Source organism: Ruegeria sp. ABV4_181, from assembly GCF_056158465.1.
This window is the reverse complement of the sequence record NZ_JBSWTI010000002.1, coordinates 1,340,546-1,364,664: the sequence shown is the minus strand read 5'-3', so window position 1 is coordinate 1,364,664 and position 24,119 is coordinate 1,340,546. Positions and strand designations below refer to the sequence as shown.

Genomic DNA, 24,119 nt, shown 5'->3' with positions numbered 1-24,119 from the left:
GCTACTTGGCCGGTTCGACCAGACCTGCGTTGAGCTGATCGACAGCGGTTACACCGATCTGCGCCATTGTGATGCTGAATTCCTCACTCAGGACATCCCAAAGCTGCTGCAACCCCCTTTCCCCTGCAGCCGCCATGGCGAATTGCAGGATACGGCCGAAGAACACGAAATCCGCGCCGCTTATCAGGGCTTTTACGGCGTCTTCGCCGGACCGAAGGCCGCTATCATAGAAGACCGGGTAACCGTTCCCAACGGCTGCGCGGATCTCCCGCAACGCCTGGAACGCCGCAGGGGCACTGTCCAGTTGCCGCGCGCCGTGGCTTGAGACCTGAACAGCGTCCGCCCCGGCCGCCTTGACCGCCAGCGCGTCCGCGGAATCCAGAACACCCTTGACGACCAGCTTTCCGCTCCATCGGTCGCGCAAGCGGGCCAGTGTTTCCCATGTCGCCCGCGCACGGCTTTCGGTGCGGTCAAAGTCGTAACCGTCCATCAGGAAATTCGCCATCTGAGGTTTCCCGCTCAGCAGTGTTGCCAGCGACCACCTTGGATGCAGCGCAAAGTCCACAAACTGACGCGGACCAATTCGGAAAGGCATCTTGAACCCATGGCGCAGCTCACGCGGACGGCGGCCCACTTCGGGCACATCCACGGTCAACACCAGCGTCTCGTACCCTGCGGCCTGCGCCCGGTCGGCCAGCTTGAAAGTACCCGCGCCGTCTCCGCTGAAATAGAGTTGAAACCAGGCATGGCCCTCGGCCGTTTCGATCAGCTTTTCCAATGGGGTGGAAGCGACGGTAGAGACGCCCAGCGGAACCGAATACCGCGCCGCGATACGTGCCAGCATCAGATCGGCCCCGGGCGCGGACAGATTGCACATCCCCATCGGCGCAACGCCAAAGGGACGCTGAGCGGATTTGCCGAATAGCTCCGTTGCGAGGGATCGTTCGCTGACATCCCGCAGGATGCGGGGCCGCAGGGTCATCGCGTCCAGTGCCGCCCGGTTGCGGGCCGCGCCAACCCCGGCGCCCGCAGCACCGTCGATATAGTCGAACACCATCCACGGCAGATGCCGCCGCGCAATGCGCCGGGCATCCTCAGCGCTGTGGATGGCGGATGACCTCATCCGGCCTGAACGGCCTTCATGAAGCGGTCGCGAATCACCACCGGGTCCATCGTGATCGGCGGCATCTTGGCATTGCCGCTTTCACACTTGCTGACGATGATGGTCATCTGACGGGTGTCCAGCGCCTCTTGCAGAACACGTCCGGTATCCTCGGCCTGACATTCGATCACGCGTTCGCACCCGGCCGCCTCGGCCATTTTCGCCAACGATGTTTTCTGCCCCGCATAAGTCGGCTGATCCCCGGTCGAGCCGTAGGAGCCATTGTCGACGATCAGCAGGATGTAATTGTCGGCCACGTTGTTGGCGATGGTTGGCAAAGTACCCAGATTGGTCAGAACCGAGCCGTCGCCGTCAATCACAATCACCGGTTTGGGCTGAGACAACGCCAGTCCAAGCCCGATGGACGAGGCCAGACCCATGGTGCCCAGCATGTAGAAATTGGTCGGCTGGTCGTCGATGGCATGCAGTTCCTGGCTGGGGATGCCGATATTGCAGACCACCAGTTGATCACGCAGGATCGGAGCGATTTCCTTCAGGATTTCAGAACGGATCATTGGTCGCCATAGCCTCCCCAGAAATTGGCGTCGGTCAGGATGGCGACCGGCTTGTTGCACATGAACGTGTATTTCAGGATCGCATCCAGTTCCTCGACATCTTCCCTGTGGTGGAAGTGGTAGGTCGGGATATTCAGTTGCGCCAGCAGCGCCTTGGTGTGCACGGCCATTTCCACCTGACAGGCGATGGGCTCGCGCAGCTCTCCGCGATACGAAATCAGCATTGGCAGCGGCATCCGGTAATACTGGATCAGCGTGGCCAGCGTATTGATCGTCACGCCGATGGCCGTGTTCTGCATGATGATGGCCGGGCGTTTGCCGCCCATCCACGCACCCGCGCACAGACCCATCCCTTCGTCCTCTTTATTCGAAGGGATATGATAAATGCCGTCGCGCGCGTCGATTTCCTCGATCACGCCGGCCAGTTGCTTGCACGGCACCGTGGTCACGAACGATATGTCGTTAGCGACCAGATCGTCGGTGATCTTTTTGTCGATATTCATGTCCGGTCTGTCAGTCCTGTTTGGGGCGCCGAAAGCGCGAGTGACGGGTTAAGCCCTGCGGTGTACGTGCACAGCGCAAGAGGCATAGCGAACGACCCGCGATGCGGTGGATCCCAGAAAATAATCGCTGAGACCGGGCTTGTGCGAGCCGATGACTATGCAGTCGAAATTGTTGATGTTGGCATAGTCGATGATGGTGCGGGCGGTGTGCCCTTTGACAATTTCGGGTTTGACGCCTTCCAGTTCGGAAACCTTGTCGCGCAACAAGTTGCGGGCAGCGCGAAACCCTTCGGCCACCACATCCTTGTCGAGATAGGCGCTGACCGATCCCTGTGGCATCTCATAGACGTGAAGTGCGACGATTTCGGTTTCCTCTGCGGACAATGCGCGTGCCACTTGCAGCGTGTGCTGCGAAATACCGTGATCCAGCGCCATGGGAACAAGAATTTTCTTATACATGAATACCTCCGTTTCTGCCGGGTCTAAGCCCACGGCCTGAGGACGATCTTTGGGGCCGCTACCGCACCGCGCCGCAAGTCGCGAAACGCGTCGGCCCCATCGGACAACGCCCGTTCCTCAATCCAGTCCAGCCTGCCGAGACGGCCATCAAAAATGGCCTGTGCGGTCTGTCTGAATTCTCGGGCCGTATACGTATAGGTGCCGATAAATGTGATCTCCTGCAAGGTCATGCGACGGATATCCAGCCCACCGGCATCCTCGCCAAGCCCGACATGCGCGATCACGCCGCCCGGCTGAACCCGCGCAGACGCTGTCGCCCGGGTCGCCGAATACCCGACCGCGTCCACCACCAAAGGAAAGGTATCGTCAGTTTCACGAAGGACATTGAAAGATCCGGCAGCTTGAAGATACGCGCGGCGCGCATCGCTGGGTTCGACGATCACGACGTCGTCGACACCTGCCGCGAACAGGGCCAGCGCGGCCGCCACACCGATCGCACCGCCCCCGATGACAAGAGCTTTTCTGTCCATGCCGGGGTGCAGCGCCTCAATCCCCAAACGGGCTGCGTGCCAACTGACGGCCAGAGGTTCGGCAAGGGCGGCCTGCGCAAAGGGAACGTGGTCCGGCACCGTGACGAGATTGGCATCCGGCATGGCGACATATTGGGCAAATGCCCCTTCCCGTGGCGGCATCGAGATGATCTGCCGGTGCGGGCACAGGTTTTCGCGCCCTGTGGCGCAGGCACCGCACTTAACGCAGGTTACCAGCGGGTTGATCGTCACCCGGTCACCGTCCCGCGGGCCTCCGATGATCACTCCGGCCGCTTCGTGTCCAAGGATCAAGGGCGCGGGCCGGCGGGCGTCATGGCCCAGATAGGCATGCATATCCGACCCGCATATTCCGACAGCTTCGATGCGGATGAGGTGTTCGGCCGCATGCGGTGTGGCATCGGGCACATCCCGGAAGACCACCTGTTCAACACCTTCGTATACCAGCGCTTTCATTTTGCGGTGAACCCCCCGTCGACCATCAGGACCTGCCCGGTGACGTAACCCGAGGCTTCCGAGCACAAAAACAGGATCGGTCCGTCGATATCTTTCATCCGACCATTGCGCCGGATGCAGGTCTGCGCCGCGTTGCGGGCCGCGCGTTCGGGGTCGTCAAAGACGGCCTGCGTCAACTCGGTGGGGAAGAACCCCGGCCCTATCGCATTGGCCGTGATACCAAACGGCGACCAAGCTTCGGCCATCGCACGGGTCAGCTGGCTGATCCCGCCCTTGGTTGCGCCATAGGCGATGCCGCCCGGAAAGGCCCGCGTCGTCTGCAACGAGGCAAAGTTCACGATCCGCCCCCAGCCGCGTTCTTTCATCGCCGGGACCATGGCCTGGCTCAGAAAGAACGGCGCGCTCAGGTTCAGGGCCAGCGTGGCATCCCAGCCGTCGGGCGTCACGTCGTCCGCCGCCTGGCGGGTATTGATCCCGGCCGCGTGCACGACGATGTCCGGGGCGCCGAATTTGGCCGCCACCTCACTGGTCAGTGACCCGAACTGCGCCCGGTCGGCCACGTCGCCGACGACCATGGCGGCGTTTCCGCCGATCTCGTCCCGCAGATCCAACAAGGCAGCCTCGCGGCGGGCGACGCCGACCACTTTTGCACCGGCCCGGGCCAGCACAGCAGCCACACGCCGGCCAAGGCCGGAACTGGCCCCGGTAACGCATGCGACCCGCCCCGACAGATCAAACAGGGTTCGGGGGTCATCCATCTGCGGTCAGGTCAAACTGTTCATCAGGGAAATACTTGGCCAGACGCACATCCGCGGCCCGCGCATGCCCTTCCATCCCTTCAAGCCGCGAAATGCGGGCTGTGGCCACCGCGACGGGCTTCGACCCTTCCCGTGTCGCCCGTTGCCAGGTGACGATCTTCATGTACTTGTGAACGCTCAGCCCGCCGGTATAGCTGGCCGCGCCAGAGGTCGGCAGCACGTGGTTGGTGCCCGTTGCCTTGTCGCCGTAAGATACGGTTGTCTCTTCGCCCAGAAACAGCGAACCATAACAGGTCAGGCGATCCAGCCACCAATCCAGATCCTCGGCCTGAACCGTCAGGTGTTCCGGCGCGTATTCGTCTGAACACGCCGCCATTTCCTCACGATCCGAGCAGACGATCACCTCGGCATAGTCGCGCCATGCGGCCGAGGCATTTTCGCGGTTCAGTTCAGGAAGGTCCGCGATCAGGACCGGAACAAGCTCCATAACCTTCTGCGCCAGACCGCGATCATCCGTCACCAGCCAGACGGGTGAGTTATATCCGTGTTCCGCCTGGCTGACCAAATCTGTCGCAACCACAAGCGCATCCGAGGTGCCGTCCGCAAGGATCAGGCTGTCGGTCGGCCCCGCGATCATATCGATGCCAACCTTGCCGTAGAGGATGCGCTTGGCTTCGGCCACGAACTGGTTGCCGGGCCCCACCAGGATATTCGCGCGCGGCAGGCCGAACAGGCCAAAGGTCATCGCGGCCACGCCCTGAACGCCACCCATCGCCAGAATGCTGTCGGCTCCGCAGATATGCGCGGCATAGACGATTGCCGGCGCAACGCCTTCGCCCGGACGCGGTGGCGAGCAGGCAGTGATGTGGCGGCATCCGGCAACCTTGGCGGTGGTCACCGTCATGATCGCGCTGGCGATATGACTGTAACGTCCGCCCGGCACATAACAGCCCGCCGCATCCACCGGGATCGCCTTTTGACCGGCGACAAATCCCGGAACGATTTCCATCTGCACGTCAGACACCGTTGCCTTCTGGGTTTCCGCGAACCGACGGACGTTATCATGCGCAAAGCGGATATCAGCCTTCAGCTTTTCCGGAACCAGCGCGACGGCGGCATCGATCTCGGCCTGGGTCAGCAAAACGTTGCCATCGTAGTTGTCGAACTTGGTGGCGTATTCCAGCGCCTTGGTGTCGCCACCGATCTCGATATCGCCGAGGATGGTCTTGACCGTCTCATGTACCTCTGAGGCATGGGATTGCGGGGTCAGCGTTGCTTTTTTCAGATACTCGCGCGGCATATTCAGCGGGTCCTATTGGTAGATTTCAGGAAGCAGCGTAGTCGAAACTGCCGGGACATAGGCGATCAGTATTACCACGATCAGCATGGTCAGTACGAACGGCACAGCCCGGGCGGCAATTTTCAGGATCGATTCACCGGTGATGCCGGAAACGACAAACAGGTTCAGGCCCAGCGGCGGTGTGATAAAGCCCACGCCCAGCGCGGTGATCATCATGATACAGAACTGGATCTCGTTCATTCCGATATTGTCGGCCAGCGGCTTCAGGATCGGGGCGAGGATCACGATATTCGGCGTCGTCTCCATCACGCAACCGGCGGCAATCAGGATGCCGATCATCAAGAGGATCAGCAAAAGCGGGTCGTCCGTCATGGCAGTGACCGAGGCGACGAACCCCTGCGGCACGCCCATGATCGCCAGCGCCTCGGCCAGCGGGGCCGAAAAGGCGATGATCGGAAGGATCACACCGTTCACCTTGGCTGAGCTGACCAGCATCGAGGGAAAATCGGCCAGTGTCAGCGTGCGCAGGATGAACCCCATGATGATGGTGACGACCACAGCGGTTGCGCCTGCTTCGGTCGGGGTCAGGCGGCCCGAGAAGATGCCGTAGAAGATGATGCCCGGCACGATAAACGCATACCAGCCGGATTTCAGCGCCTTGCCCAGATTGGCCAGCCATTCGCCCAACGTCATCATGCCGCCGCCCTCATAGGCATAGATGCGGTTCATGATGATGTTGGTGATCAGGATCGAGACCAGAATGGCCAGACCGGGGATCAGCGCAGCCAGGAACAGGGTCGATGCGGAAATGCCCAGCACCAGCCCGATGATGATATAGGCGATGGAGGGCGGGATCAGGATGCCTGTACAGGCACCGGCGGCCACCAGGGCACAGGCGTAGGGGCGCGGGTAACCACTCTCGACCAGCCGGTTGATGGTCATACGACCCACGGCGGCGGCCCCCGCCGCGTCCGAGCCCGAAATCGCCGCGAACATGCCGCAGACCAGAACGGTTGCCGAGCCGAACCCGCCTTTGGCGAAACAGGTCAGCGCCTCGGCCACGTCCAGAAATTTTCGCGACAGCCCCGTGCGCACCAGGACGTCTCCGGTCAGGATAAACAGCGGTACGGCGGTCAGGGCGAATGCGTCGATGCCGGTGAACAGGCTTTCGCCAACCAGGCTGAGCGGCAGGTCGCCCGACATGATCAGCATCACGATCGCGGCGGAACCGATGGCGGCCCAGACCGGGACCGCCAGCGCGATCAGGCCCACGAACATGATCACGGGCAGGTAGAAATCCCAGCCCAGTTCAACGGTTTGATTGAGGGAACCCCAGAGCATCCTGTTTCTCCTCAGTCAAACAGCTTGTCGCCTTCGAAGACGGGAGTGCCGTCACGAAGGGATTTCAGATCACGCAGGAAAGACTGGATCAGTCGCCAGATCATCAGCGCAAAACCGGTCGGAACGGCCATCAGGAACCAGACCTTGGACACACGCAAACCGTCCGTCACCGACCCGAACTTGGCCGAGACATGCACCGCCTCATACGACCAATAAAGCGCGATGATCGCCACGATGAACATCACCAGATCGCCGAAGATGTACAGCACCGCCTTGGTGCGCGGCCCCAGGTAATGCATGATCACGTCGATGCGGATATGCGCGCGTTCCTTGACCGCCGCAGCCGCCCCGATCCAGGCCAGGTAGATAAAGGAGTAACGGACGATTTCCTCGCCCCAGATCGAGGAAAACGCAAAAATCTCGCGACGCAGGACCTCGATGGCCATGGTGATGACCAGCATCACGTAGAACACCAGCAGCAACCAGCGCTCGGCGTTTCGGTCTATGTTTTGAAGAACGGTCATCACTTTCCTCGGCGGTAAAACAGCCAGGCGCGGGCCTTCTGGTTCGGGCCCTTTCAGGCCTGACTGTCAGTGGTAAAAACCGGGCGCCGGTCCAGCACCCGCGGATGCAAGCATCAGGCGTCGTGGACGTAGTACTTGCCCTGTGTTCCGGCCGCTTCGACCAGCTTTTCAAAATTGTCCATCGAACCGGCCAGTTCCGTCTTGAACGGATCCCATTCCGACCGCTGGTACCCGCCCAGATCCTGCCATTCCGCAAGCTGATCATCGGTCAGCGACTGGAACTGCACACCGGCCTTGTTCAGCTCGGCCATCGCATAGGCGCGGGCCGAAGGCACTTTTGAAAGGTTCTGGTGGCTGGTCATTTCCGAGCCCCACATGATGCCTTCCTGCACATCGGCGGGCATCGAATTGAACCATTCAAGGTTACAGGAATAGACCTGGCTGTCCGGCACCGCCTGCGTAAAGGTCACGTGGCTGAGGATGTCCTTGAAACCAAAGACGAACAGCGCGCCGACCGACGGATCCAGCGCATCCGCGACACCCTGTTTGATCGCTGAAGGTGTTTCACCCCATGCCACCGGCGTCGGGTTTGCGCCAACCATCCGGTAATATTGCTGCAGCATCTTAGACCCCGGCACGCGGAATTTTACACCGCTCATGTCGCCCGGGGTGACGATGGGATTGCCTCCCTGACGCACCGCGACCACACGCGGGTCGATCACCACGTAGAACAGCGCCTTGAATCCCGCGGCCTCGACCTTGGGATGCACTTCATTTTGCCAGGCGTCCGAGTGCACGAGGTTGGTGAAACGCTGGTTCGAGCCGCACAGATACGGCATGTTGATCAGGTCAACGGTCGAAGCAAACGGCGCAAAATTGGACAGCGAATGCTGTGCGGCCTGAATGGTTCCGCCCTGCACCTTTTGAACAAGCGCCCCGCCCGCGCCCAACTGTCCGCCGGGGGCCAGCTTGACATAGACCTTGCCGTTGGTCGCATTCTGGATGTTTTCCTTCAGATCCAGCTGCATGATCGGATAGCTGCGCGACGCACCCAGCACATAGGCGGTTGCAATCGTCATGACATGCTCGGCCGCGTTTTCACGCTCGCGCTCTTCCTTGGCAGTCTGCGCTGCGGCCTCGGACGACCACAGCATTCCGCCCGCCCCGGCCACCATTGCGGCGGTGAATGCGCCGCCGGCGCTGAGCTTCAGGAAATTGCGGCGTTCTTCCGACGCCAGTTCATTTCTGTCGTTGTTCATCTAGTGCCCTCCCAAGCAAAAAATTCAGCCGTCGCTTTCTGCGTCGCGGTCGGCCTCCTTTTTCAGAATTGCGACAACGAACAGGATCGACGCCGCGAACAGGACCAACATCTCACCGACGTCCCCCAGAAATGCGCTGCCCGCAAAGGCACCCAAAGCCACGTTCGCAAAATAGATGACGAACACGATGATGGATGCGGTCAGAAACATTTCCCGGACTCCCTTTGGATTCGGCCCAATCTCATTTGTAAGCGCTTACATGGAAAATGCAAGCGCTTACATATCTGCTTTCCTTGGCACCCGGTTGAGTTTACACTTATTGGCAAAAGCGAATTGCGGGTTTGAGAATGTCGAAACTTCGATCAGCGCCCACTCTGGATGACGTGGCCAAGATGGCGGGTGTTTCGACAGCCACGGTGTCGCGCTGCCTGAACAATCCCGACCGGGTTGTCGACGCAACGCGTCAGCGCGTTCTTTCAGCTGTTGACGCGCTGGGTTACACGCCGAACTTTGCCGCCCGGGTCATGGCCGCCAAACGGACATCGACAATCGGCGCGATCATCCCCACCATGGAGAACGCGATTTTTGCCCGTGGTCTGCAGGCGTTTCAGGAAGAGTTGCACCAACATGGCTATACGCTTTTGGTTTCAAGCTCGGCTTATAAACCCGACATTGAACAGGAACAGATCCGCACACTGGTGGCGCGCGGCGCGGACGGGCTGCTGCTGATCGGACATGATCGTGATCCGCAAATCTATGACTATCTGGAACGTCAGAAAGTCCCGGTACTGGTTGCGTGGTCGTATCTGCCGGATGCGCAGGTCCCCTCCATCGGGTTCGACAACCGCGCGGCGATGTTCGAACTGGCCAGCCGTGTGATCGAACTGGGCCACAGGCAGATCGGGATCATTTCCGGCGTCAGCACGGGCAACGACCGGGCGCGCCTGCGGATCGAAGGTATTCGCGAGGCCGCCCGGCAAAACGATCTGCCGCCATCGGGATTGTCGATCATCGAAACTCCGTACGAGATTGAAAACGGCGCCGACGCGTTTTCTCGGCTCATGTCGCAGGACACTCCGCCGACAGCGGTCCTGTGCGGCAACGATGTTCTTGCTGTTGGGGCAGTACGCCGCGCGCACGAGATGGGGCTGAGGGTGCCCAAAGACGTGTCCATAACCGGGTTTGACGACATCGAACTGGCCCGGATCGCCAGTCCGGCCCTGACCACCGTGCATGTTCCGCATCGTGAAATGGGCCGGAAAGCCGCGCTGGAACTGGTTGAGATGGTCGAGAACCAGACGCGCGGCGCAGGAAGCAGGCTGGCCACGAACATCGTCGAACGGAAATCCCTTGGCCCGCCGGCGCAGTCCTAGGCGGCCTCGGCATCCATGGTGCGAAAATCATCTTTCAGCCAGGTATGCGTGGCGCACATCGGGCCGGTAAAATGCTGCCGGATCAGTTTCCCCATAACTTTCTGGATCAGGGCCGAGGTGGTTTCCGGATAAACTTCGGTCGTGAACAGCGAAACGGTTCTGACAAAGTTCCGGCCCGGAAACGGCATGGCCCTGACGCTATCGTGAAATCTTTGGGCGCGGTGAAAGCATGCCGCCGTCGTGATCGCCCATCCGCTACCTTCGGCGACCAGACCGATGATCGACTGATTGCACTCCAACTCGAACCGGTTCGGCAGGTTGTATTTGCTGCGCGTCAGCTGAATTTCGATCTGTTTGCCGATCATGTAGTCGCGTGAATACCGCAGCAGGGGCAGTTCTGCATCCGGGGTAAACAGGTCTTCGGGCGCGCCTGTGAAAGTGTTGGGCAAAATGACGATGAACGGGTCGCGCATCAGCGGGTATTCGATCAGCCCTTCGGTCCGTTCCGACGGGCGTGTGGCGACCCCGGCGTCCAATTTATGCTCTTGCAGCTTGGCGATGATCTCGTGACTTGGGCGCGTAAAATGGCGGAAATTACACCGCGGCAACGCCTGGGCCAGAAACCGGAACAGGTCGGGGGCAATCTGGTTGTCGAAATCGTCAATCAGGGCCAGTCGCAGATCCGTAGCATGCCGCCAGTTTCCCGAACGGATCTCGGCCTCGCCGCGTTTGAGCACGGTCAGCCCGTCACGCACATAGCGCGCAAAGACCTCACCTGCGGGCGTCAGGCCCATCGGGCGGCGTCCGTGATCCACCAGTTCGATGCCCAGCGCGGATTCCAGACTGCGCAGATGGTTCGAGACGGTGCTGATCGACAGCCCCGTTTCCGAAGCGACCTGCTGGATCGACCCCGACTTGGCAACCAGCCGGAACACTTCCAGCCATCGAAGGCTCAGAGATTTTGACACCGCACGCACCGATTGTTTCGATTACTTCGAAACAAGCGAAGCAAAAAATTCCCGTGACGGCAATGGGCAAGTTGATCCGCCGGGGCGGGCCTAGGCCCTAATCCGTTCAAATGACGGATCATATGGCGAAGGCGCGATGACCGTTGCACGCACCCGGTCTCCGCAACTGTCCAACTCCATCTGGGTGCCGATGGCGGCCAGTTCGGGATCGACAAACGCATGCGCCAGGTTCAGGCCGGTACGATGCCCCCAGTCGCCGGACGTGACCGTGCCGACCACTCGCGCGCCTTGCATCAGGGACGCCCCTGCATGCGCAGGACGATTGACCGCGTCTATCCGCAAGTGGACCAGTATTTTTCTCGGCCCGTCGGCCTGACGTTTCAGCAGCGCGTCGCGACCGATGAATTCCGCCTTGTCCAGCTTCACGAACCTATCCAGCCCGGTCTCAAACGGGTCAAATTCGGTGATAAGATCGGCTTTCCAGTGCAGAAAACTTTTTTCCATCCGCATGGACTCAATCGTGCGGGCTCCGATCAGTTTCAACCCGTGTGCCGCGCCGGCGTCACGCAATGCAAGGTAAGCGGCGTAAAGCGAGGCATTCGGAACATGAATCTCATAGGCCAGTTCACCCGAGAAACTGACGCCCATTACCGTTACCGGGGCTATGCCGACGAAACATTCCCGCACGCTCAGCCACGGGAACGCGTCCGAAGACCAGTCCCCCCGCGCGCACGCTGCCAGCACGTCGCGCGCCTTTGGACCAGCGAGGACCAGAATGGTCTGATCATTGGTCAGGCTGCGCAGCTTCACATCCTCATCGGCCCGCAGATGCTGGGTCAGCCAGTCCATGTCGTGAAACTCGCTGGCAGCGGCCGAACCGTACCACAGACGGGCGGGGCCTCGGTCGCTGGCGGGCAGGTTGGCTATTGTTGCTTCAGCTTTGATCATGCCGTGATGGTTCAGCAAATAGGCCAGCCCCACCCGGCCCTCGCGCCGGTTGACAGCACCGCAGAACATCCGGTCCAGAAAGGCATGACGGTCCGCGCCGGCGATCTCAATCCGGTTGAACCCGTTGACCTCCGCCAGGCCGACGCCCGTCTGAACCTGCGCGACCTCAGCCGCGATCACGTCAAATGTTTCGTCAAAATCGAAACTGAGCGCGGGCGAAAACTCCGGTTCGGGCTTGATGTAATCCACCCGTTCCCACCCGTTGACCACGGTGAATTCCGCACCCTCGGCGGCCAGTACAGGTGTCAGGGGCGTGGTTTTGGCCGGCCGTCCGGCCGGGCGGTGTTCGTGGGGGAAGTGAAAGCGGAATTCGTTCTGGTAATCCTCGATCGCCTTCAGCGCCGTCAGCTCCACGTTCGCGTGTCCCGTGAAGCGCCGCGGATCAAGGCACCAGGTGTCATAACACGCCTCGCCGTGCACGATCTGCTGCGCCAGCAGCCAGCCGTGACCACCGCCCTCGCCCAACCCGGCGCGCAGGCCAATGATGCAGAAGGCGTTGCGCTTGCCCGGTATCGGACCGACCAGAGGCGCCCCGTCGATGGTATAGGTGATCGGTCCGTTGACGACGGTATGAACGCCAACTTCCATCAGGGCAGGCATTCGGGCGAACGCGCCCTCCAGCACATCGGTCACCCGATCCAGATCATCCGGGCACAGCGCGTTGACGAAATTCGGATCTATCCCGTCCATGCCCCAGGTTTTGCAGGCCTGCTCATAGAACCCCAGCAACAACCCGTTCTTTTCCTGTCGACAGTAATAATCACTGATCGGGCAACGCAGCAGGGGCATTCGGTGGCCTGCATCCCGGATGGTCGGAATCTCTTCGGTCAGGAAATACTGGTGCTCCATCGACGCGACGGGGTGATGCACCCCCATCATCGCGCCAACCTCATTCACCCTGTAGCCGCAGGCATTCACGACGACATCACAGTCGATGTCACCGTGTTCGGTGTGAACGGTCCAGGTTTCGTCGCCGTGCTGCGTCAGGGCGGTTACGGGTGTGTTGCGATAAACCTCGGCCCCGGCCTTGCGCGCCCGGCGCGCCAGTGCCTGACACAGCTGCGCCGGGTCGATATCGCCATCCAGCGGATCCCACAGCCCGCCGATCAGGTTTTCGGTCGAGATCAGCGGGTGGCGGCGCGCGCATTCGTCGGCGTAGATGATTTCGAAATGCACATCCATCCCGCGCGCCATCGAGGCGAAATGGCGATACCCCTGCATCTGCGCTTCGGTATTGGCCAGACGAATGCCGCCGTCGCCGTGGTGGTAGTTGATCGGATAGTCCGGGTCGTCGGCAAGTTCCTTGTACAACCGGATCGAGTGCGATTTCAGCCCCACCATCGTCTGGTTCATGCCGAAATTCGTCACCTGTGCGGCCGAATGCCAGGTCGTGCCCGAGGTCAGTTCGTTCCGTTCGACCAGCACCACATCCGTCCACCCTTCCTGTGTCAGGTGGTACAGCGTTGAACACCCGGCGATGCCGCCTCCGATCACAACAACTTTGGTGCGCGATTTCATTGCGCTGCTCCCTTTGACCCTGCGCCAAGTCTTGCGGAATTCCAGGACGGCGCGACAACCGGGCAGTCACCTGTTTTGAAAAATCGAAACTGCGATTGAAGATTCTGAAAATCTAAGTTCGGCTTTGCGACGGGCGCAGTCTGCCCCTTACGGTGCTGGCAGGGAATTGCGGGAAAGGGATCGGATGCCATCCGAAGGTGCCAGACGCAGCGGCCGGCGGGCCCGGCACGCGCAACGCGCAGCCAAACCGGTTGTCGACCCCTGCCCGCCCGGACAGACGGGCGGCGCGTACAAACCGCTGACACAATCCGATATTGAGAGGATCTACGACACCGCTCTGCGGCTGCTGGCAACCCTTGGCATGGGCGACATCCCCGACCGGCTGGCCGCCGACCTTACAGCGGCAGGCGCGCAAAAGGGCCAGAAGGACCGGCTGGTTTTCCCGCGCGAGATGGTTGAAAACGCGGTCAGGTCGGCCGCCAAAACCTTTGTGTTCCACGGCAGGGACGAAAGCCGTTCGATCGAAGTGGGCGGCGATCGGGTTTTTTTCGGCACCGGAGGGGCGGCGGTGCAGACGCTGGACATCGACAGCGGGCGTTACCGTCCTTCGACATTGGCTGATCTGCACGACTTTACCCGGTTGCAGGATACGCTGGCCAATGTCAGTTGGTTCACACGCTGCTGCGTGGCGACCGACCTGCCCGATGTGCTGGATCTTGACGTCAACACGGTTTACGCCCTGATACGCAACACGACTAAACCGGTGGCCACATCCTTTACGCTGGCCGCGCATGTCGCGCCCATCGTTGAAATGCTGGACATCGTGGCGGGCGGACCGGGTGAGTTCGCTAAGCGGCCGTTCCTGAAGGCCCATATCAGCCCTGTGATCTCTCCACTGCGCTACGGTGAGGATGCAGTGGATGTCGTCTATGAGTGCATCGCCCACAATATCCCCATGTCCTGCATCACCGCCGCACAGGCAGGGGCAACTGCGCCCGCGACGCTGGCCGGATTTCTTGCGCAGTCGCTGGCCGAAACACTGGCCAGCCTTGTCATGGTCAACACGATCCGTCCCGGCTTTCCGATGGTGTTTTCCAACTGGCCCTTCATCGTCGACCTGCGCACCGGATCCTTCGCCGGCGGCAGCGGAGAAACTGCGGTACTGAACGCGGCGTCCGCGCAGATCACCAATTGGCTGGGCCTGCCTTCGGGTGTTGCTTCTTCAATGACCGACGCCAAGGCCATCGATGCGCAATATGGCGTCGAAAAGGGCATGACCTCACTTGCGGCCGCTTTGGCCGGGGGCAACCTGATCTATGAAAGTTCGGGTATGACGGCGTCGCTGTTGGGTGCCAGCTTCGAAGCGTTCGTTCTGGACAACGAAATGCATTCGCACACTTACCGGGCGCTGCGCGGCATCGAAGTGACCGATGAGAATCTGGGCTTTGACGCGATCTGCCAGTCGGTTCTGGGTGACGGTCATTTTCTGGGCAGTGCGCATACCTATGCAGCGATGGAACGGGATTACTTCTATCCCGCGCTTGCAGACAGAAACGAGCCGCGCACCTGGGAAATGGAGGGCGCAACAGACGCATGGTCCGCAGCGCGGGCTCGGGCCAAGGAGATTTTAAGCGCGCATTGCCCAAAATACCTGACCGACGCGCAAGATGCCGAAATCCGCGCCCGCTTCCGCATCCTGGACTGACCGGATCCGAGCATTCCCAAGCCGCTGATCTGCCGCTAGGCTCGCCCGGCAATACTTCTAAAGATGGGGAACTCATGACCAATTCGTTTTTTAAGCCGGTCTCGGCGATGGAGCTTGCGCGGTTCGCCGGCATCCCCACCTTCATGCGCCTGCCCAGCCTGACGCTGGAACATGAGCGCATTGCCGAGGTTGAGCTGGGCCTCGTGGGCATTCCGTGGGACGGGGGCACCACCAACCGCCCCGGCGCGCGGCACGGACCACGTCAGTTGCGCGACTTTTCCACCATGATCCGGGCAATGAACCCGGTCACGGGTGTGGCGCCGTTCGCGATGGTAAACTGCGCCGATCTGGGGGATGTCGCACCCAATCCGGTCGATATCGCGGATACGCTGAACCGGGTCACCGCGTTCTACACCGAACTGAACCAACGTGGCATTGCTCCGCTGACGGCTGGTGGGGATCACCTGACAACCCTGCCGGTTCTGCGGGCTCAGGCCGCCTCCGGCCCGCTGGGCCTGATCCAGTTCGACAGCCACACCGATCTGTTCGACGGCTATTTCGGCGGTCACAAGTTCACCCACGGCACCCCGTTCCGCCGTGCGGTCGAGGAAGGGCTGGTCGACCCTAAACGCTTTGTTCAGGTTGGCATTCGCGGCACCGCCTACAACACCGAGGACATCGAATGGGGCGAGGCGCAGGGCATCCGCATCATCCGCATCGAGGAATTGTTCGACCGGGGTATTGACGACGTCATGGCTGAGGTGCGCGGCATCGTGGGCTCGGCGCGCACCTATTGCACCTATGACATAGATTTTGTCGATCCGACCTACGCGCCCGGCACCGGCACCCCGGAAATCGGTGGGCCCAACAGCTTTCAGGCGCAGCAGGTCATTCGCCAGATGTCCGGTGTGAACCTGGTTGGCGCCGATCTGGTCGAGGTCTCGCCCCCGTTCGATCCAAACGGGGGCACAGCGTGGCTGGGTATCTCGCTGATGTTCGAACTGCTCTGCGTTCTGGCACAGGCCGTTGACGCGCGACGCGCCTAACCGGCGGCCACATTCTCTGCGATCATCGAGATCATTTCGAACATCACCGCCGCCGCCGTCAGCGCCGTGATGTTGTTGGGGCTGTCCTTGGTTGGCATCATGCAAACCACGTCTCCGCCCACGATGTTCAGCCCGCGCGCGGCCCGCAGGATGCCGACGGCTTCGTCAATATCAAACCCCTTCTCGCCGGGTTCCAGATTGGACACGGCCGGCGCAACAGTGGGGTCGAGGCAATCCAGATCGAAGGTGATATAGACCGGGCGGTCGCCCAGCACCTCTTTGGTTTGGGCCACAACGTCCTCCAGACCGCGCTGACGGAATTCGCGCATGGTGACGATGTTATAGCCGTAGTCGTAGGAAGGTTGCAGCCAGTCCAGACTGCGCGGATGTCCCCGCAGCCCGATCTGCATGGATCGCCTCGGGTCGACCTGCCCCTGATCAGCCAGATAGGCCCCCCAATGGGCGGCTGACTTTTTGGCGCCCAGAAAATGATCGACCTTGGTGAATACATCCGTGTGGGCATCTAGATGCAGAAAGCTGATCGGTTCACCGCCCGCCAGCTTGCCCCGGCCCAGCGCCTGCACGATCCCACCCGTTATAGAGTGATCGCCGCCGACCGAGACTGGGCGCGTACCGGCCGCGTCGATGTCTTTGTAAAAGGCGGTGATACGCTCGATGCAGTCCTCATTGTCGTTAGCGCGCGGAAAGGGCACGTCGCCCACGTCTGCGATGCGCGCGCGGCTCCAGGGATCGATCTCAAAAACCGAATGCACACGGCGCTGAACAGCGGAAACGTGGCGCAGGGCGCGCGGTCCCAGATGCTGGTCCCGTTCGGTGGTGCCGTTGCCTGTCGAATGCGGTACGCCAACCAGGGCGATATCCTGATCCCGGGGTCCGACATTGGGGCACCGGAACAAGGTGGGCACACCCCACCAGTAAAGGTTGTCCATCATGGACTGTTCATAGCGGTCTGTCATGGAGTCTCTCGTTCAAGGAAAACGCCCCCGGTCGTAACCGGGGGCGGAAGGGATCAGATTTTCTCGTCTTCTCGGCGGAATGCCCCCTGGACGATCCGGTCCATCACCATGGCCAGGAACAGGATGGCAAACCCGCCCAGCAGGCCCGGTCCCTTGGCTGCGTATTGCAGCGCCTCGAGGATTTCCTTGCCCAGACCACCGCCGCCAATCAGCGAGATGATTACCACCATCGACAGGCACATCAGAATGGTCTGGTTCACACCCGTCATGATCGACGGCAAGGCCAGCGGGATTTCGACATCCTTCAGCAACTGCCATTTCGAGGCGCCAAAGGCCACGGCGGCCTCTTTGATGCTTTCCGGCACGCCGCGCATTCCCAGCGCGGTCAGGCGGATCACCGGCGGCATGCCAAAGATGATCGTGGCCAGAATGCCCGGCGGGTTGCCGGTGCCAAAGAAGGCGATGATTGGGATCAGGTAGACGAAGGCCGGCAGCGTCTGCATCAGGTCCAGCACCGGTTCCGCCGCGCGATATGCGCGTTTGGACTTTCCGAACCAGATGCCCAGCGGAATACCGAACACCACGCAGAGCAGCACGGCCGCACCCACCAGCGCCACCGTCTCCATCGCAACATCCCAGTACCCCAGCAGGGCTATATAAGCCAGCGAGGACGCGGTGAATATCGCGACCCGAGGCCCTGCCGCCCGCCACGCGGTAACGCAGATCACCAACATGACCACCGGCCAGGGCGACCCGATCAGTGCAATGGTCAGCCCGTCCAGAACGGTTCTGACGCCACCGACGATGCCATCGAAAACGTCACCACCCGCGGCGGCGGCTGCGTCGATCTGCGCCTCCATCCAACTGGCGAGGCTGGAGAACAGCGTACCGCCGTCATCGCCCAGGATCATTGCCGACACTTCCTTTTCAGGGAAGGCATCCAGCATCGCCAACGAGGCATTGACCGTGAACTTGTAGACGATCAGCGGCCCGATCGCCGCCACCAGAACCGCCCCCAATATCGTATTGCGGTTGGACCGGCCGCTTTCGGTGCTGTTGGGGTCGATCCGCCATTTCGAATACTGCTTTTCATAGACGCGATCCGCGTAGAACCCCTGAACCAGCTTGAACACCAGCAGCATCAGCAACCCGGTGATCATGATGCCCAGCGCCTCGGACTGCGCCGCTGTCGCTTTTTCGAAGCTGGAATCCGCCGCCTTCTGGATGTTCTCCGCAAGCTTGTTGAAGCGGTCGATATCAGCCTTCTCCGTGGCGTCGGCGGCGCGGGCCAGCAGTTCGTTTGCGCGTTCCTGCTGCCGTGCGGCGCGTTCCGCCAGGTCTGCACCGGGATTGCCCCATGCGCCCCGCCCGATCTGCACCCAAGCGATGATTTCCAAGATCAGGAACGTCCAGAACATCCCCCAGATCGCTCGGGAGGCCGACCAGAACGGCCCCAGAACCGCCGCCCACAGGTTGAAGGTGTTGGGAACCGGGCTGGTCGCGTCGTGAATCTTGTGGAACGCGTTGACGTAATAGTCGCCGTTTGGCCCAGCAAAATCGTGGATCGAACGGTCCAGCGCGTCGCGGTCTACTTCGATATCCGAGGCGGCGGTGACCTTCATTTCCATTGCTGCATCAGTCATTTTTGCCCCCCTGAATTCCGCGCAGCAGGCGCGGTTTTGTGACAACACCGACGTCGCTGCCGGAATCGGTGATGACCACCGGCAGGTCCGTGTTCACGGCCAGATCGATCAGCTGGTCCAGATCCGCTCCTTCATCCGCGCGCGGCGCTCCGTCGGTTGGGCCGGAATAGCTGGCCAGCGGTTCCATGATCGAATGCGCTTTGACCAGTTTGAGCTTTGAGATGCCCTGCACGAATTCCCGCACGTAGTCGTCGGCGGGGTTCATGACGATGTCTTCGGGCGTCCCGATCTGAACGATCACGCCATCTTTCATGATGGCGATGCGGTGGCCGATGCGGATGGCCTCGTCCAGATCGTGGGTGATGAACAGCGTGGTTTTCTGCAACTGCGCCACAAGTGCCTTGAACTGGTCCTGCAATTGCAGCCGGATCAGCGGATCAAGGGCCGAGAACGGTTCGTCCATCAGTAGGATCTCGGGGTCCGACGCCAGCGCGCGGGCGATCCCCACCCGTTGCTGCATCCCGCCCGACAGTTCCTTGGGCAGCCGGTCCTCATACCCCGTCAGGTCCACTAGCCCCAGCGCATGGTCAGACACCGCCCAGCGTTTGGACTTGGACACTTTGCGGATTTCCAGAGGATAGGCCACGTTATCGCGAACCGAACGGTGCGGCATCAGCGCCATGTGCTGAAACACCATTCCGATCTGCTGCGCCCGGATGCGACGCAGTTCAGTCTCGGATATCTGCGACACGTCATGCCCCAGAATTTCGATCTTGCCAGCGGTCGGTTCGATCAGGCGGTTGACGTGGCGCACCAGCGTGGACTTGCCCGAGCCGGACAGGCCCATGATGCAGAAAATCTCACCTCGCGGCACCTCGAAGGTCGCGCCCTGCACGCCGACGACACAATTGAATCTTTCCAGAACTTCGGGCTTGCCAATGCCTTCGTTCCGCACTGCGGTCATGGCTTCTTCGGCGCGGGCGCCGAAGATCTTCCAGACATCCGTCAGTTTTACGACTGTTTCGGTCATACTTGTCCCTTTGATGCAAAACAGGCCGCCGGGCGCTGCCGACGGCCTGTCCGGTTTCAGTTCCGGTCGGAGTCAATCACTCGGACATCCAGCCCAGAACGGCATCTTCGTTCGCGCCAACCCACTCTTCCGCGTAGGCCTGTGGCTCCTTGCCATCGATCACCAACGCATAGGTCATGGCCGACACCGTGTCGGTGTCCAGCTTCATGTTGGACAGCATCCGCGCGACCTCGGGGTATTCATCCTCAAGCGATTTTGCGTAATGCAGGTGCAGATAGGCCAGATCCCAGGCAACCGCGGCCTCGGATTTCTCAAGCCATTCCGGGTCATCCGTCGGCTGCAGAACATTCCACTTGGCCGCATCATAGGCGGGCTCTTCCAGAACCTGCAATTCGTGCAGTTCGAACACGTAATGCGGCGTGTAGCAGAACCCGACCCAGGCGTCGCCGGCCTTGATGGCATTGTCGAGATTGGCATAAGCCACGGTTTCATCAATCTCGGTCAGTTCGAAAATCTGGTCATAGCCATAGGACTTGGCGCGAACCTTTTCGACATTGGTCGAAGCCCAGCCGGGCGCGCCGATCCAAAGCTCTCCCTGTCCGTCGCCGTTGCTGTCGAACAGTGCCGCGATATCGGGGTTGGTCAGGTCCTCGATGGACTTGATCCCGTTGGCGTCAGCGGTCGCCTTGTCGACGCACATACCCTGAAACGCTTCGACGCCGTTGGGGTTGAAGGCTACGGTGCCCTTGTCGGTGACATAGGTGTCATGCAGGTTCTGCTGGTTCGGCATCCAGACCTCGGGGTGAACATGCATGGCGCCGGAATCCATTGCCTCGAACACGATCGGGTTTGTCCCGTTCTGCAGTTCAACCTCAAGCCCGAGGTTCTGTTCAATCGCTACCTTCAGAATATGCGCCGTTGCGTTCACCGACGGCCAGTTCGGCACGCCGATCACGATATCCGCGGCCATGGCAGGCCCGGCGATCGCCATGGATGCGCCTCCCAGTAACGTAGCAAGTTTTTTCATTTGATATCTCCATGTTGGACGTCCGCGGTGCTTGTTGTTTTCTTGCCCGGCGGGGCAGAGACACCTTACAGACACTTTCGGGAAGGCGTTGCTTCCCGGGCTTTTTGGCCAACAGCCCGACACGCCGGGTTGGCTGAAAAATTGAAGCATGCGAACGCGCTGCCCATCAAGACCTAGCTGAGACAAAACCGCGAATGCGGCATTATCATAGAATTGTTTCGGTTTTTTCCGATTTAGGTCTGTCCAATGTCTGCCGGAGGCTCTGGCAAGGACTCGCTCCACTGGCGCAGTTCATCAAGAAAACCCAGCGCTGTGCACCCGAGGTCGGTGAGGGAATATTCAACAGAAACCGGTGCTGTCTGCAACACGTTTCGGCGCACCAGACCCTGAGCCTGCAACTGCCGCAGCCGTTCGGTGATCATCTTTTTGCTGGCCCCTTCGATCATCCGCGACAGATCGTTGAACCGGACCGGACCGTCTTTCAGGTGCCACAGGATGGATCCGGTCCATTTGCCGCCCAGAATCCGCATGCCGCGTTCGATCGAGCACGGCACCAGACAAGCGTCGGCGGCGGTTTTCCGCCCCTGTTCATCTGGTTAAATCCTTGCCTTCATAGCGTAGCCCCTATGCTGACACCAGGTTACCTAAAGTATACTGGTTGATTTTCGTAACCACAATGCACAACTTCGTCCGGAACCCGCCACAAGTCAAGCAGTTCACAACGCAGCAAGGACTCAGAGACATGAGCAATATTCTGATCGTAAACGGAACACAGCCCTATGAAATTGCGCCAGGGGGGCTTAACGCCAGCCTGACGGAACAGGCGCGCGACGTCCTCACCTCTTTGGGTCATGATGTTCGCGTCACCACAGTGGCCGACGGCTATGACACGAACGCCGAGATTGATGCTCATTTGTGGGCAGATACCGTCATCATGCAGTTCCCGGTCAACTGGATGGGCGTTCCCTGGTCGTTCAAGAAATACATGGATGAGGTGTACACTTCGGCGATGGACGGTCGGTTTGCCGATGGCGACGGCCGCACCTCTGACGCGCCCAAGAAAAACTATGGAATGGGGGGCAAGCTCGGCGACAAGAAATACATGCTTTCCGTCACTTTCAACGCTCCGGCCGAGGCATTTGAAAACACCGCGGAACCTTTCTTTGCCGGCGACAGCGTTGATGATCTGCTGCGCCCGCTGCACCTGACAGCCAAGTTCATGGCGATGCAGCCGCTGCCCACCTTCGCAGCGTTCGACGTCATGAAGAACCCGGCCATTCAGGAAGATTTCACCCGGTTCGCAACGCATCTGAAAACCGCGTTTGCAGAGGTCGAAGATGTCGCGGCCTGATATCCATCTTTATACTGCAGGTACGATGAACGGGTATAAGCCCGTCATCTTTCTGGAAGAGGCCGGCGTCCCTTATGACCTGACCCATATCGACTTTTCCCGGCAGGAACAGAAAACGCCAGAGTTTCTGGCGTTGAACCCAAACGGGAAGATTCCAACCATCGAAGACCGGGCCGAGGGCCGCGCGATCTTTGAAAGTGGCGCGATCCTCTGGCATCTGGCGGAGAAATACGGAAAGTTCCTGCCGTCCGATCCGGCCAAACGCGCCGAAGTCATGCAGTGGATGCTGTTTCAGGTCGGCCATGTCGGGCCGATGATGGGCCAGGCCATGTATTTTCAGCATATCGCCGCACCCAATGGTCAGGTTGAGCCGTTTTCGATCCGTCGTTATGTCGATGAAAGCCGTCGCCTGCTGGAAGTGATGAACACACGCCTGAACGGGCGGGACTGGATTGCAGCCGATGAATACACCATCGCCGACATGATGCTGTACCCCTGGGCGCGGGCCTATGTCTGGGCGCGGGTCAATGTCGATGATCTTCCGCATTTGAAGGCGTGGTTTGATCGTATCGACGTCCGACCCGCCGTTCAGAAGGCGCTGACCATTCCGAAAGCCAACCCCCAATTCTGGGATGCAAACGCGGATGCCAGCGCCTTTGCCAAAGAAAACGCGGCCCGCTTTTCCGGCGATGTGAAAAAGGACTGAAGCGGCACACCGGCTTAGTCATAGCTTTGTTCCAGAATGAACGCGGCCGCGGCGTCGGCGAGAGGCCGGAAACGGGACCTCTCGCTAACATATAGATAGACCTGCCGCCGGTCTTCCAGATCCGAAATAGGCCGGAAGGCCGTCGCCTCGGGCATGAATCTGGCGACGGTCTGCGGCAGTACCGTCACCCAGCACCCCGTCCGTACCAGCGTGATCAGGGAATGCGTGTTCTGCACTGTGATGTCGGCCAGTGCGATGGCCGCCAGAAATTGCGGAGACTGTATCTGCTCGCACAGCGCATTGCGGATAAAGGGAAACCCGGCAAGATCCTTTTGCCAAAGTGGCCCGGACCGGGAAAGCAGCGGGTGATCCGCAGCGCAGACCAGCCCGAACCGGTCCTGAAACAGTGGAATCGCCCGCACCCCGTTCAGTGCATGCTGCCCCGACGCGATGCCGATATCCGCCTTGCCTTCGACCAGCGCATCCAAAACCTGCTGGGTGTCCGTGTCGCGCAGTTCGATTTTCAACCCGGGATAAGTCTGCGTCATATGCGTCAGCACCCCGGGAAACACCAGCGCCGCGATCGAAGGCACCGACACGATCCGCAAAAGCCCATGCTCGGCATTTGCCGCTGCTTCGATATCCAGAACGGATTGATCGAACTGACGTACCTGTTTCAGCGCCATCTCAAACACTTGCTGCCCCAGAGGAGACAGCCGGTTCTTCCGCTCACCCTCGAACAGCTTTTTGCCAAGATGATCTTCCAGTTGTTTAAGGGTCATGGACACAGCAGACTGCGTCCGGCCCAGCCGGTCGGCGGCTTCGACCAGGGTGCCGGTCTGCGCAACCGTGCAAAAACAGCGCAAAGCTTCAATCTTGAGCGACATACTTCAAACTTTCTGAAGTTTATTAAACTTATTTGAGTTTGACTGATGTCCGTCA

At 60.4% G+C, this 24,119-nt stretch carries 24 protein-coding genes; 5 read left to right on the top strand and 19 right to left on the bottom strand.

Annotated features, from left to right (window positions below):
• Nucleotide 1: 1 nt before the first annotated feature.
• The 11 genes from ACXAC3_RS06825 to ACXAC3_RS06775 form a co-directional block, all read right to left on the bottom strand.
• Entirely contained in the window at nucleotides 2–1,123 is a 1,122-nt protein-coding gene (locus ACXAC3_RS06825; RefSeq protein ID WP_475158077.1) for an alpha-hydroxy acid oxidase, read from the bottom strand.
• Nucleotides 1,120–1,677, bottom strand: a complete 558-nt coding sequence (gene comE / locus ACXAC3_RS06820) for a sulfopyruvate decarboxylase subunit beta (protein ID WP_475158076.1) — start codon at nucleotides 1,675–1,677, stop codon at nucleotides 1,120–1,122. Before comE ends, ACXAC3_RS06825 begins: the two co-directional genes overlap by 4 nt.
• The gene (comD, locus tag ACXAC3_RS06815; RefSeq protein ID WP_475158075.1) at nucleotides 1,674–2,180 is read right to left on the bottom strand and encodes a sulfopyruvate decarboxylase subunit alpha; all 507 of its coding nucleotides are present in this window, start codon (nucleotides 2,178–2,180) and stop codon (nucleotides 1,674–1,676) included. Before comD ends, comE begins: the two co-directional genes overlap by 4 nt.
• Before the next feature lie 48 nt (nucleotides 2,181–2,228).
• Complete coding sequence (locus ACXAC3_RS06810; RefSeq protein ID WP_475158074.1) at nucleotides 2,229–2,639, bottom strand: universal stress protein; 411 nt, start codon at nucleotides 2,637–2,639, stop codon at nucleotides 2,229–2,231.
• Nucleotides 2,640–2,662: 23 nt separating this feature from the next.
• Nucleotides 2,663–3,643, bottom strand: a complete 981-nt coding sequence (locus ACXAC3_RS06805) for a zinc-dependent alcohol dehydrogenase (RefSeq protein ID WP_475158073.1) — start codon at nucleotides 3,641–3,643, stop codon at nucleotides 2,663–2,665.
• A complete protein-coding gene (locus ACXAC3_RS06800; RefSeq protein WP_475158072.1) occupies nucleotides 3,640–4,401 on the bottom strand; it encodes an SDR family NAD(P)-dependent oxidoreductase in 762 nt (253 codons plus the stop codon). Before ACXAC3_RS06800 ends, ACXAC3_RS06805 begins: the two co-directional genes overlap by 4 nt.
• Entirely contained in the window at nucleotides 4,394–5,701 is a 1,308-nt protein-coding gene (hisD, locus tag ACXAC3_RS06795; protein ID WP_475158071.1) for a histidinol dehydrogenase, read from the bottom strand. Before hisD ends, ACXAC3_RS06800 begins: the two co-directional genes overlap by 8 nt.
• A 12-nt stretch (nucleotides 5,702–5,713) precedes the next feature.
• Entirely contained in the window at nucleotides 5,714–7,042 is a 1,329-nt protein-coding gene (locus tag ACXAC3_RS06790; RefSeq protein WP_475158070.1) for a TRAP transporter large permease, read from the bottom strand.
• Nucleotides 7,043–7,053: 11 nt separating this feature from the next.
• Entirely contained in the window at nucleotides 7,054–7,566 is a 513-nt protein-coding gene (locus ACXAC3_RS06785) for a TRAP transporter small permease (RefSeq protein WP_475158069.1), read from the bottom strand.
• A gap of 113 nt (nucleotides 7,567–7,679) precedes the next feature.
• Nucleotides 7,680–8,825, bottom strand: a complete 1,146-nt coding sequence (locus ACXAC3_RS06780; protein WP_475158068.1) for a TRAP transporter substrate-binding protein — start codon at nucleotides 8,823–8,825, stop codon at nucleotides 7,680–7,682.
• 24 nt (nucleotides 8,826–8,849) lie between these two features.
• Nucleotides 8,850–9,035, bottom strand: coding sequence for a hypothetical protein (locus ACXAC3_RS06775; RefSeq protein WP_171126139.1), 186 nt, complete (start codon nucleotides 9,033–9,035; stop codon nucleotides 8,850–8,852).
• A gap of 137 nt (nucleotides 9,036–9,172) precedes the next feature.
• Between ACXAC3_RS06775 and ACXAC3_RS06770 the strand changes: the two genes are divergently transcribed.
• Nucleotides 9,173–10,198: a LacI family DNA-binding transcriptional regulator gene (locus tag ACXAC3_RS06770; protein ID WP_475158067.1), complete on the top strand. Its 1,026-nt coding sequence runs from the start codon at nucleotides 9,173–9,175 to the stop codon at nucleotides 10,196–10,198.
• Here the strand turns inward: ACXAC3_RS06770 and ACXAC3_RS06765 are convergent.
• Together ACXAC3_RS06765 and ACXAC3_RS06760 are read right to left on the bottom strand one after the other, a co-directional pair.
• Complete coding sequence (locus ACXAC3_RS06765) at nucleotides 10,195–11,166, bottom strand: LysR family transcriptional regulator (protein WP_475158066.1); 972 nt, start codon at nucleotides 11,164–11,166, stop codon at nucleotides 10,195–10,197. The genes ACXAC3_RS06770 and ACXAC3_RS06765 overlap by 4 nt on opposite strands.
• Nucleotides 11,167–11,256: 90 nt before the next feature.
• Nucleotides 11,257–13,692 (bottom strand): GcvT family protein, encoded by a 2,436-nt coding sequence (locus ACXAC3_RS06760; RefSeq protein ID WP_475158065.1) that lies wholly within the window; start codon nucleotides 13,690–13,692, stop codon nucleotides 11,257–11,259.
• A gap of 184 nt (nucleotides 13,693–13,876) precedes the next feature.
• Between ACXAC3_RS06760 and ACXAC3_RS06755 the strand changes: the two genes are divergently transcribed.
• Both ACXAC3_RS06755 and ACXAC3_RS06750 read left to right on the top strand, forming a co-directional pair.
• Nucleotides 13,877–15,397, top strand: a complete 1,521-nt coding sequence (locus tag ACXAC3_RS06755) for a trimethylamine methyltransferase family protein (protein WP_475158063.1) — start codon at nucleotides 13,877–13,879, stop codon at nucleotides 15,395–15,397.
• Between the two features lie 74 nt (nucleotides 15,398–15,471).
• Nucleotides 15,472–16,443, top strand: coding sequence for an agmatinase (locus tag ACXAC3_RS06750; RefSeq protein WP_475158062.1), 972 nt, complete (start codon nucleotides 15,472–15,474; stop codon nucleotides 16,441–16,443).
• Here ACXAC3_RS06750 and ACXAC3_RS06745 read toward each other — a convergent pair.
• The 5 genes from ACXAC3_RS06745 to ACXAC3_RS06725 form a co-directional block, all read right to left on the bottom strand.
• Nucleotides 16,440–17,420, bottom strand: coding sequence for an arginase family protein (locus ACXAC3_RS06745; RefSeq protein WP_475158061.1), 981 nt, complete (start codon nucleotides 17,418–17,420; stop codon nucleotides 16,440–16,442). The two genes, ACXAC3_RS06750 and ACXAC3_RS06745, sit on opposite strands and share 4 nt — an antisense overlap.
• A 53-nt stretch (nucleotides 17,421–17,473) precedes the next feature.
• Entirely contained in the window at nucleotides 17,474–19,063 is a 1,590-nt protein-coding gene (locus tag ACXAC3_RS06740; RefSeq protein ID WP_475158060.1) for an ABC transporter permease, read from the bottom strand.
• A complete protein-coding gene (locus tag ACXAC3_RS06735; RefSeq protein WP_475158059.1) occupies nucleotides 19,056–20,093 on the bottom strand; it encodes a quaternary amine ABC transporter ATP-binding protein in 1,038 nt (345 codons plus the stop codon). The genes ACXAC3_RS06740 and ACXAC3_RS06735 overlap by 8 nt, the downstream gene beginning before the upstream one ends.
• 76 nt (nucleotides 20,094–20,169) lie before the next feature.
• On the bottom strand, nucleotides 20,170–21,120 hold the full coding sequence (locus tag ACXAC3_RS06730) for an ABC transporter substrate-binding protein (RefSeq protein ID WP_475158058.1): 951 nt from the start codon (nucleotides 21,118–21,120) through the stop codon (nucleotides 20,170–20,172).
• 233 nt (nucleotides 21,121–21,353) lie between these two features.
• Nucleotides 21,354–21,674, bottom strand: a complete 321-nt coding sequence (locus ACXAC3_RS06725; protein WP_475158057.1) for a winged helix-turn-helix transcriptional regulator — start codon at nucleotides 21,672–21,674, stop codon at nucleotides 21,354–21,356.
• A gap of 188 nt (nucleotides 21,675–21,862) precedes the next feature.
• Between ACXAC3_RS06725 and ACXAC3_RS06720 the strand changes: the two genes are divergently transcribed.
• Nucleotides 21,863–22,471 (top strand): NAD(P)H-dependent oxidoreductase, encoded by a 609-nt coding sequence (locus ACXAC3_RS06720; RefSeq protein ID WP_475158056.1) that lies wholly within the window; start codon nucleotides 21,863–21,865, stop codon nucleotides 22,469–22,471.
• The gene (locus ACXAC3_RS06715; RefSeq protein WP_475158055.1) at nucleotides 22,458–23,177 is read left to right on the top strand and encodes a glutathione S-transferase family protein; all 720 of its coding nucleotides are present in this window, start codon (nucleotides 22,458–22,460) and stop codon (nucleotides 23,175–23,177) included. The genes ACXAC3_RS06720 and ACXAC3_RS06715 overlap by 14 nt, the downstream gene beginning before the upstream one ends.
• A gap of 14 nt (nucleotides 23,178–23,191) precedes the next feature.
• Here ACXAC3_RS06715 and ACXAC3_RS06710 read toward each other — a convergent pair whose 3' ends face one another.
• Nucleotides 23,192–24,064 carry a LysR family transcriptional regulator gene (locus ACXAC3_RS06710; protein WP_475158054.1) on the bottom strand — a complete coding sequence of 291 codons (873 nt, stop codon included), beginning with the start codon at nucleotides 24,062–24,064 and terminating at the stop codon, nucleotides 23,192–23,194.
• Nucleotides 24,065–24,119: the final 55 nt, after the last annotated feature.

What these genes read in the sequence shown, in the direction of transcription:
- comD (WP_475158075.1), bottom strand. Translation starts at nt 2,180, where the DNA reads ATGAATATCGACAAAAAGATCACCGACGATCTGGTCGCTAACGACATA.
- ACXAC3_RS06775 (WP_171126139.1), bottom strand. Translation starts at nt 9,035, where the DNA reads ATGTTTCTGACCGCATCCATCATCGTGTTCGTCATCTATTTTGCGAAC.
- ACXAC3_RS06760 (WP_475158065.1), bottom strand. Translation starts at nt 13,692, where the DNA reads ATGAAATCGCGCACCAAAGTTGTTGTGATCGGAGGCGGCATCGCCGGG.
- ACXAC3_RS06735 (WP_475158059.1), bottom strand. Translation starts at nt 20,093, where the DNA reads ATGACCGAAACAGTCGTAAAACTGACGGATGTCTGGAAGATCTTCGGC.
- ACXAC3_RS06800 (WP_475158072.1), bottom strand. Translation starts at nt 4,401, where the DNA reads ATGGATGACCCCCGAACCCTGTTTGATCTGTCGGGGCGGGTCGCATGC.
- ACXAC3_RS06745 (WP_475158061.1), bottom strand. Translation starts at nt 17,420, where the DNA reads ATGACAGACCGCTATGAACAGTCCATGATGGACAACCTTTACTGGTGG.
- ACXAC3_RS06750 (WP_475158062.1), top strand. Translation starts at nt 15,472, where the DNA reads ATGACCAATTCGTTTTTTAAGCCGGTCTCGGCGATGGAGCTTGCGCGG.
- ACXAC3_RS06810 (WP_475158074.1), bottom strand. Translation starts at nt 2,639, where the DNA reads ATGTATAAGAAAATTCTTGTTCCCATGGCGCTGGATCACGGTATTTCG.
- ACXAC3_RS06755 (WP_475158063.1), top strand. Translation starts at nt 13,877, where the DNA reads ATGCCATCCGAAGGTGCCAGACGCAGCGGCCGGCGGGCCCGGCACGCG.
- ACXAC3_RS06720 (WP_475158056.1), top strand. Translation starts at nt 21,863, where the DNA reads ATGAGCAATATTCTGATCGTAAACGGAACACAGCCCTATGAAATTGCG.
- ACXAC3_RS06780 (WP_475158068.1), bottom strand. Translation starts at nt 8,825, where the DNA reads ATGAACAACGACAGAAATGAACTGGCGTCGGAAGAACGCCGCAATTTC.
- ACXAC3_RS06730 (WP_475158058.1), bottom strand. Translation starts at nt 21,120, where the DNA reads ATGAAAAAACTTGCTACGTTACTGGGAGGCGCATCCATGGCGATCGCC.
- ACXAC3_RS06770 (WP_475158067.1), top strand. Translation starts at nt 9,173, where the DNA reads ATGTCGAAACTTCGATCAGCGCCCACTCTGGATGACGTGGCCAAGATG.
- ACXAC3_RS06805 (WP_475158073.1), bottom strand. Translation starts at nt 3,643, where the DNA reads ATGAAAGCGCTGGTATACGAAGGTGTTGAACAGGTGGTCTTCCGGGAT.
- ACXAC3_RS06785 (WP_475158069.1), bottom strand. Translation starts at nt 7,566, where the DNA reads ATGACCGTTCTTCAAAACATAGACCGAAACGCCGAGCGCTGGTTGCTG.
- hisD (WP_475158071.1), bottom strand. Translation starts at nt 5,701, where the DNA reads ATGCCGCGCGAGTATCTGAAAAAAGCAACGCTGACCCCGCAATCCCAT.
- comE (WP_475158076.1), bottom strand. Translation starts at nt 1,677, where the DNA reads ATGATCCGTTCTGAAATCCTGAAGGAAATCGCTCCGATCCTGCGTGAT.
- ACXAC3_RS06715 (WP_475158055.1), top strand. Translation starts at nt 22,458, where the DNA reads ATGTCGCGGCCTGATATCCATCTTTATACTGCAGGTACGATGAACGGG.
- ACXAC3_RS06710 (WP_475158054.1), bottom strand. Translation starts at nt 24,064, where the DNA reads ATGTCGCTCAAGATTGAAGCTTTGCGCTGTTTTTGCACGGTTGCGCAG.
- ACXAC3_RS06790 (WP_475158070.1), bottom strand. Translation starts at nt 7,042, where the DNA reads ATGCTCTGGGGTTCCCTCAATCAAACCGTTGAACTGGGCTGGGATTTC.
- ACXAC3_RS06825 (WP_475158077.1), bottom strand. Translation starts at nt 1,123, where the DNA reads ATGAGGTCATCCGCCATCCACAGCGCTGAGGATGCCCGGCGCATTGCG.
- ACXAC3_RS06740 (WP_475158060.1), bottom strand. Translation starts at nt 19,063, where the DNA reads ATGACTGATGCAGCAATGGAAATGAAGGTCACCGCCGCCTCGGATATC.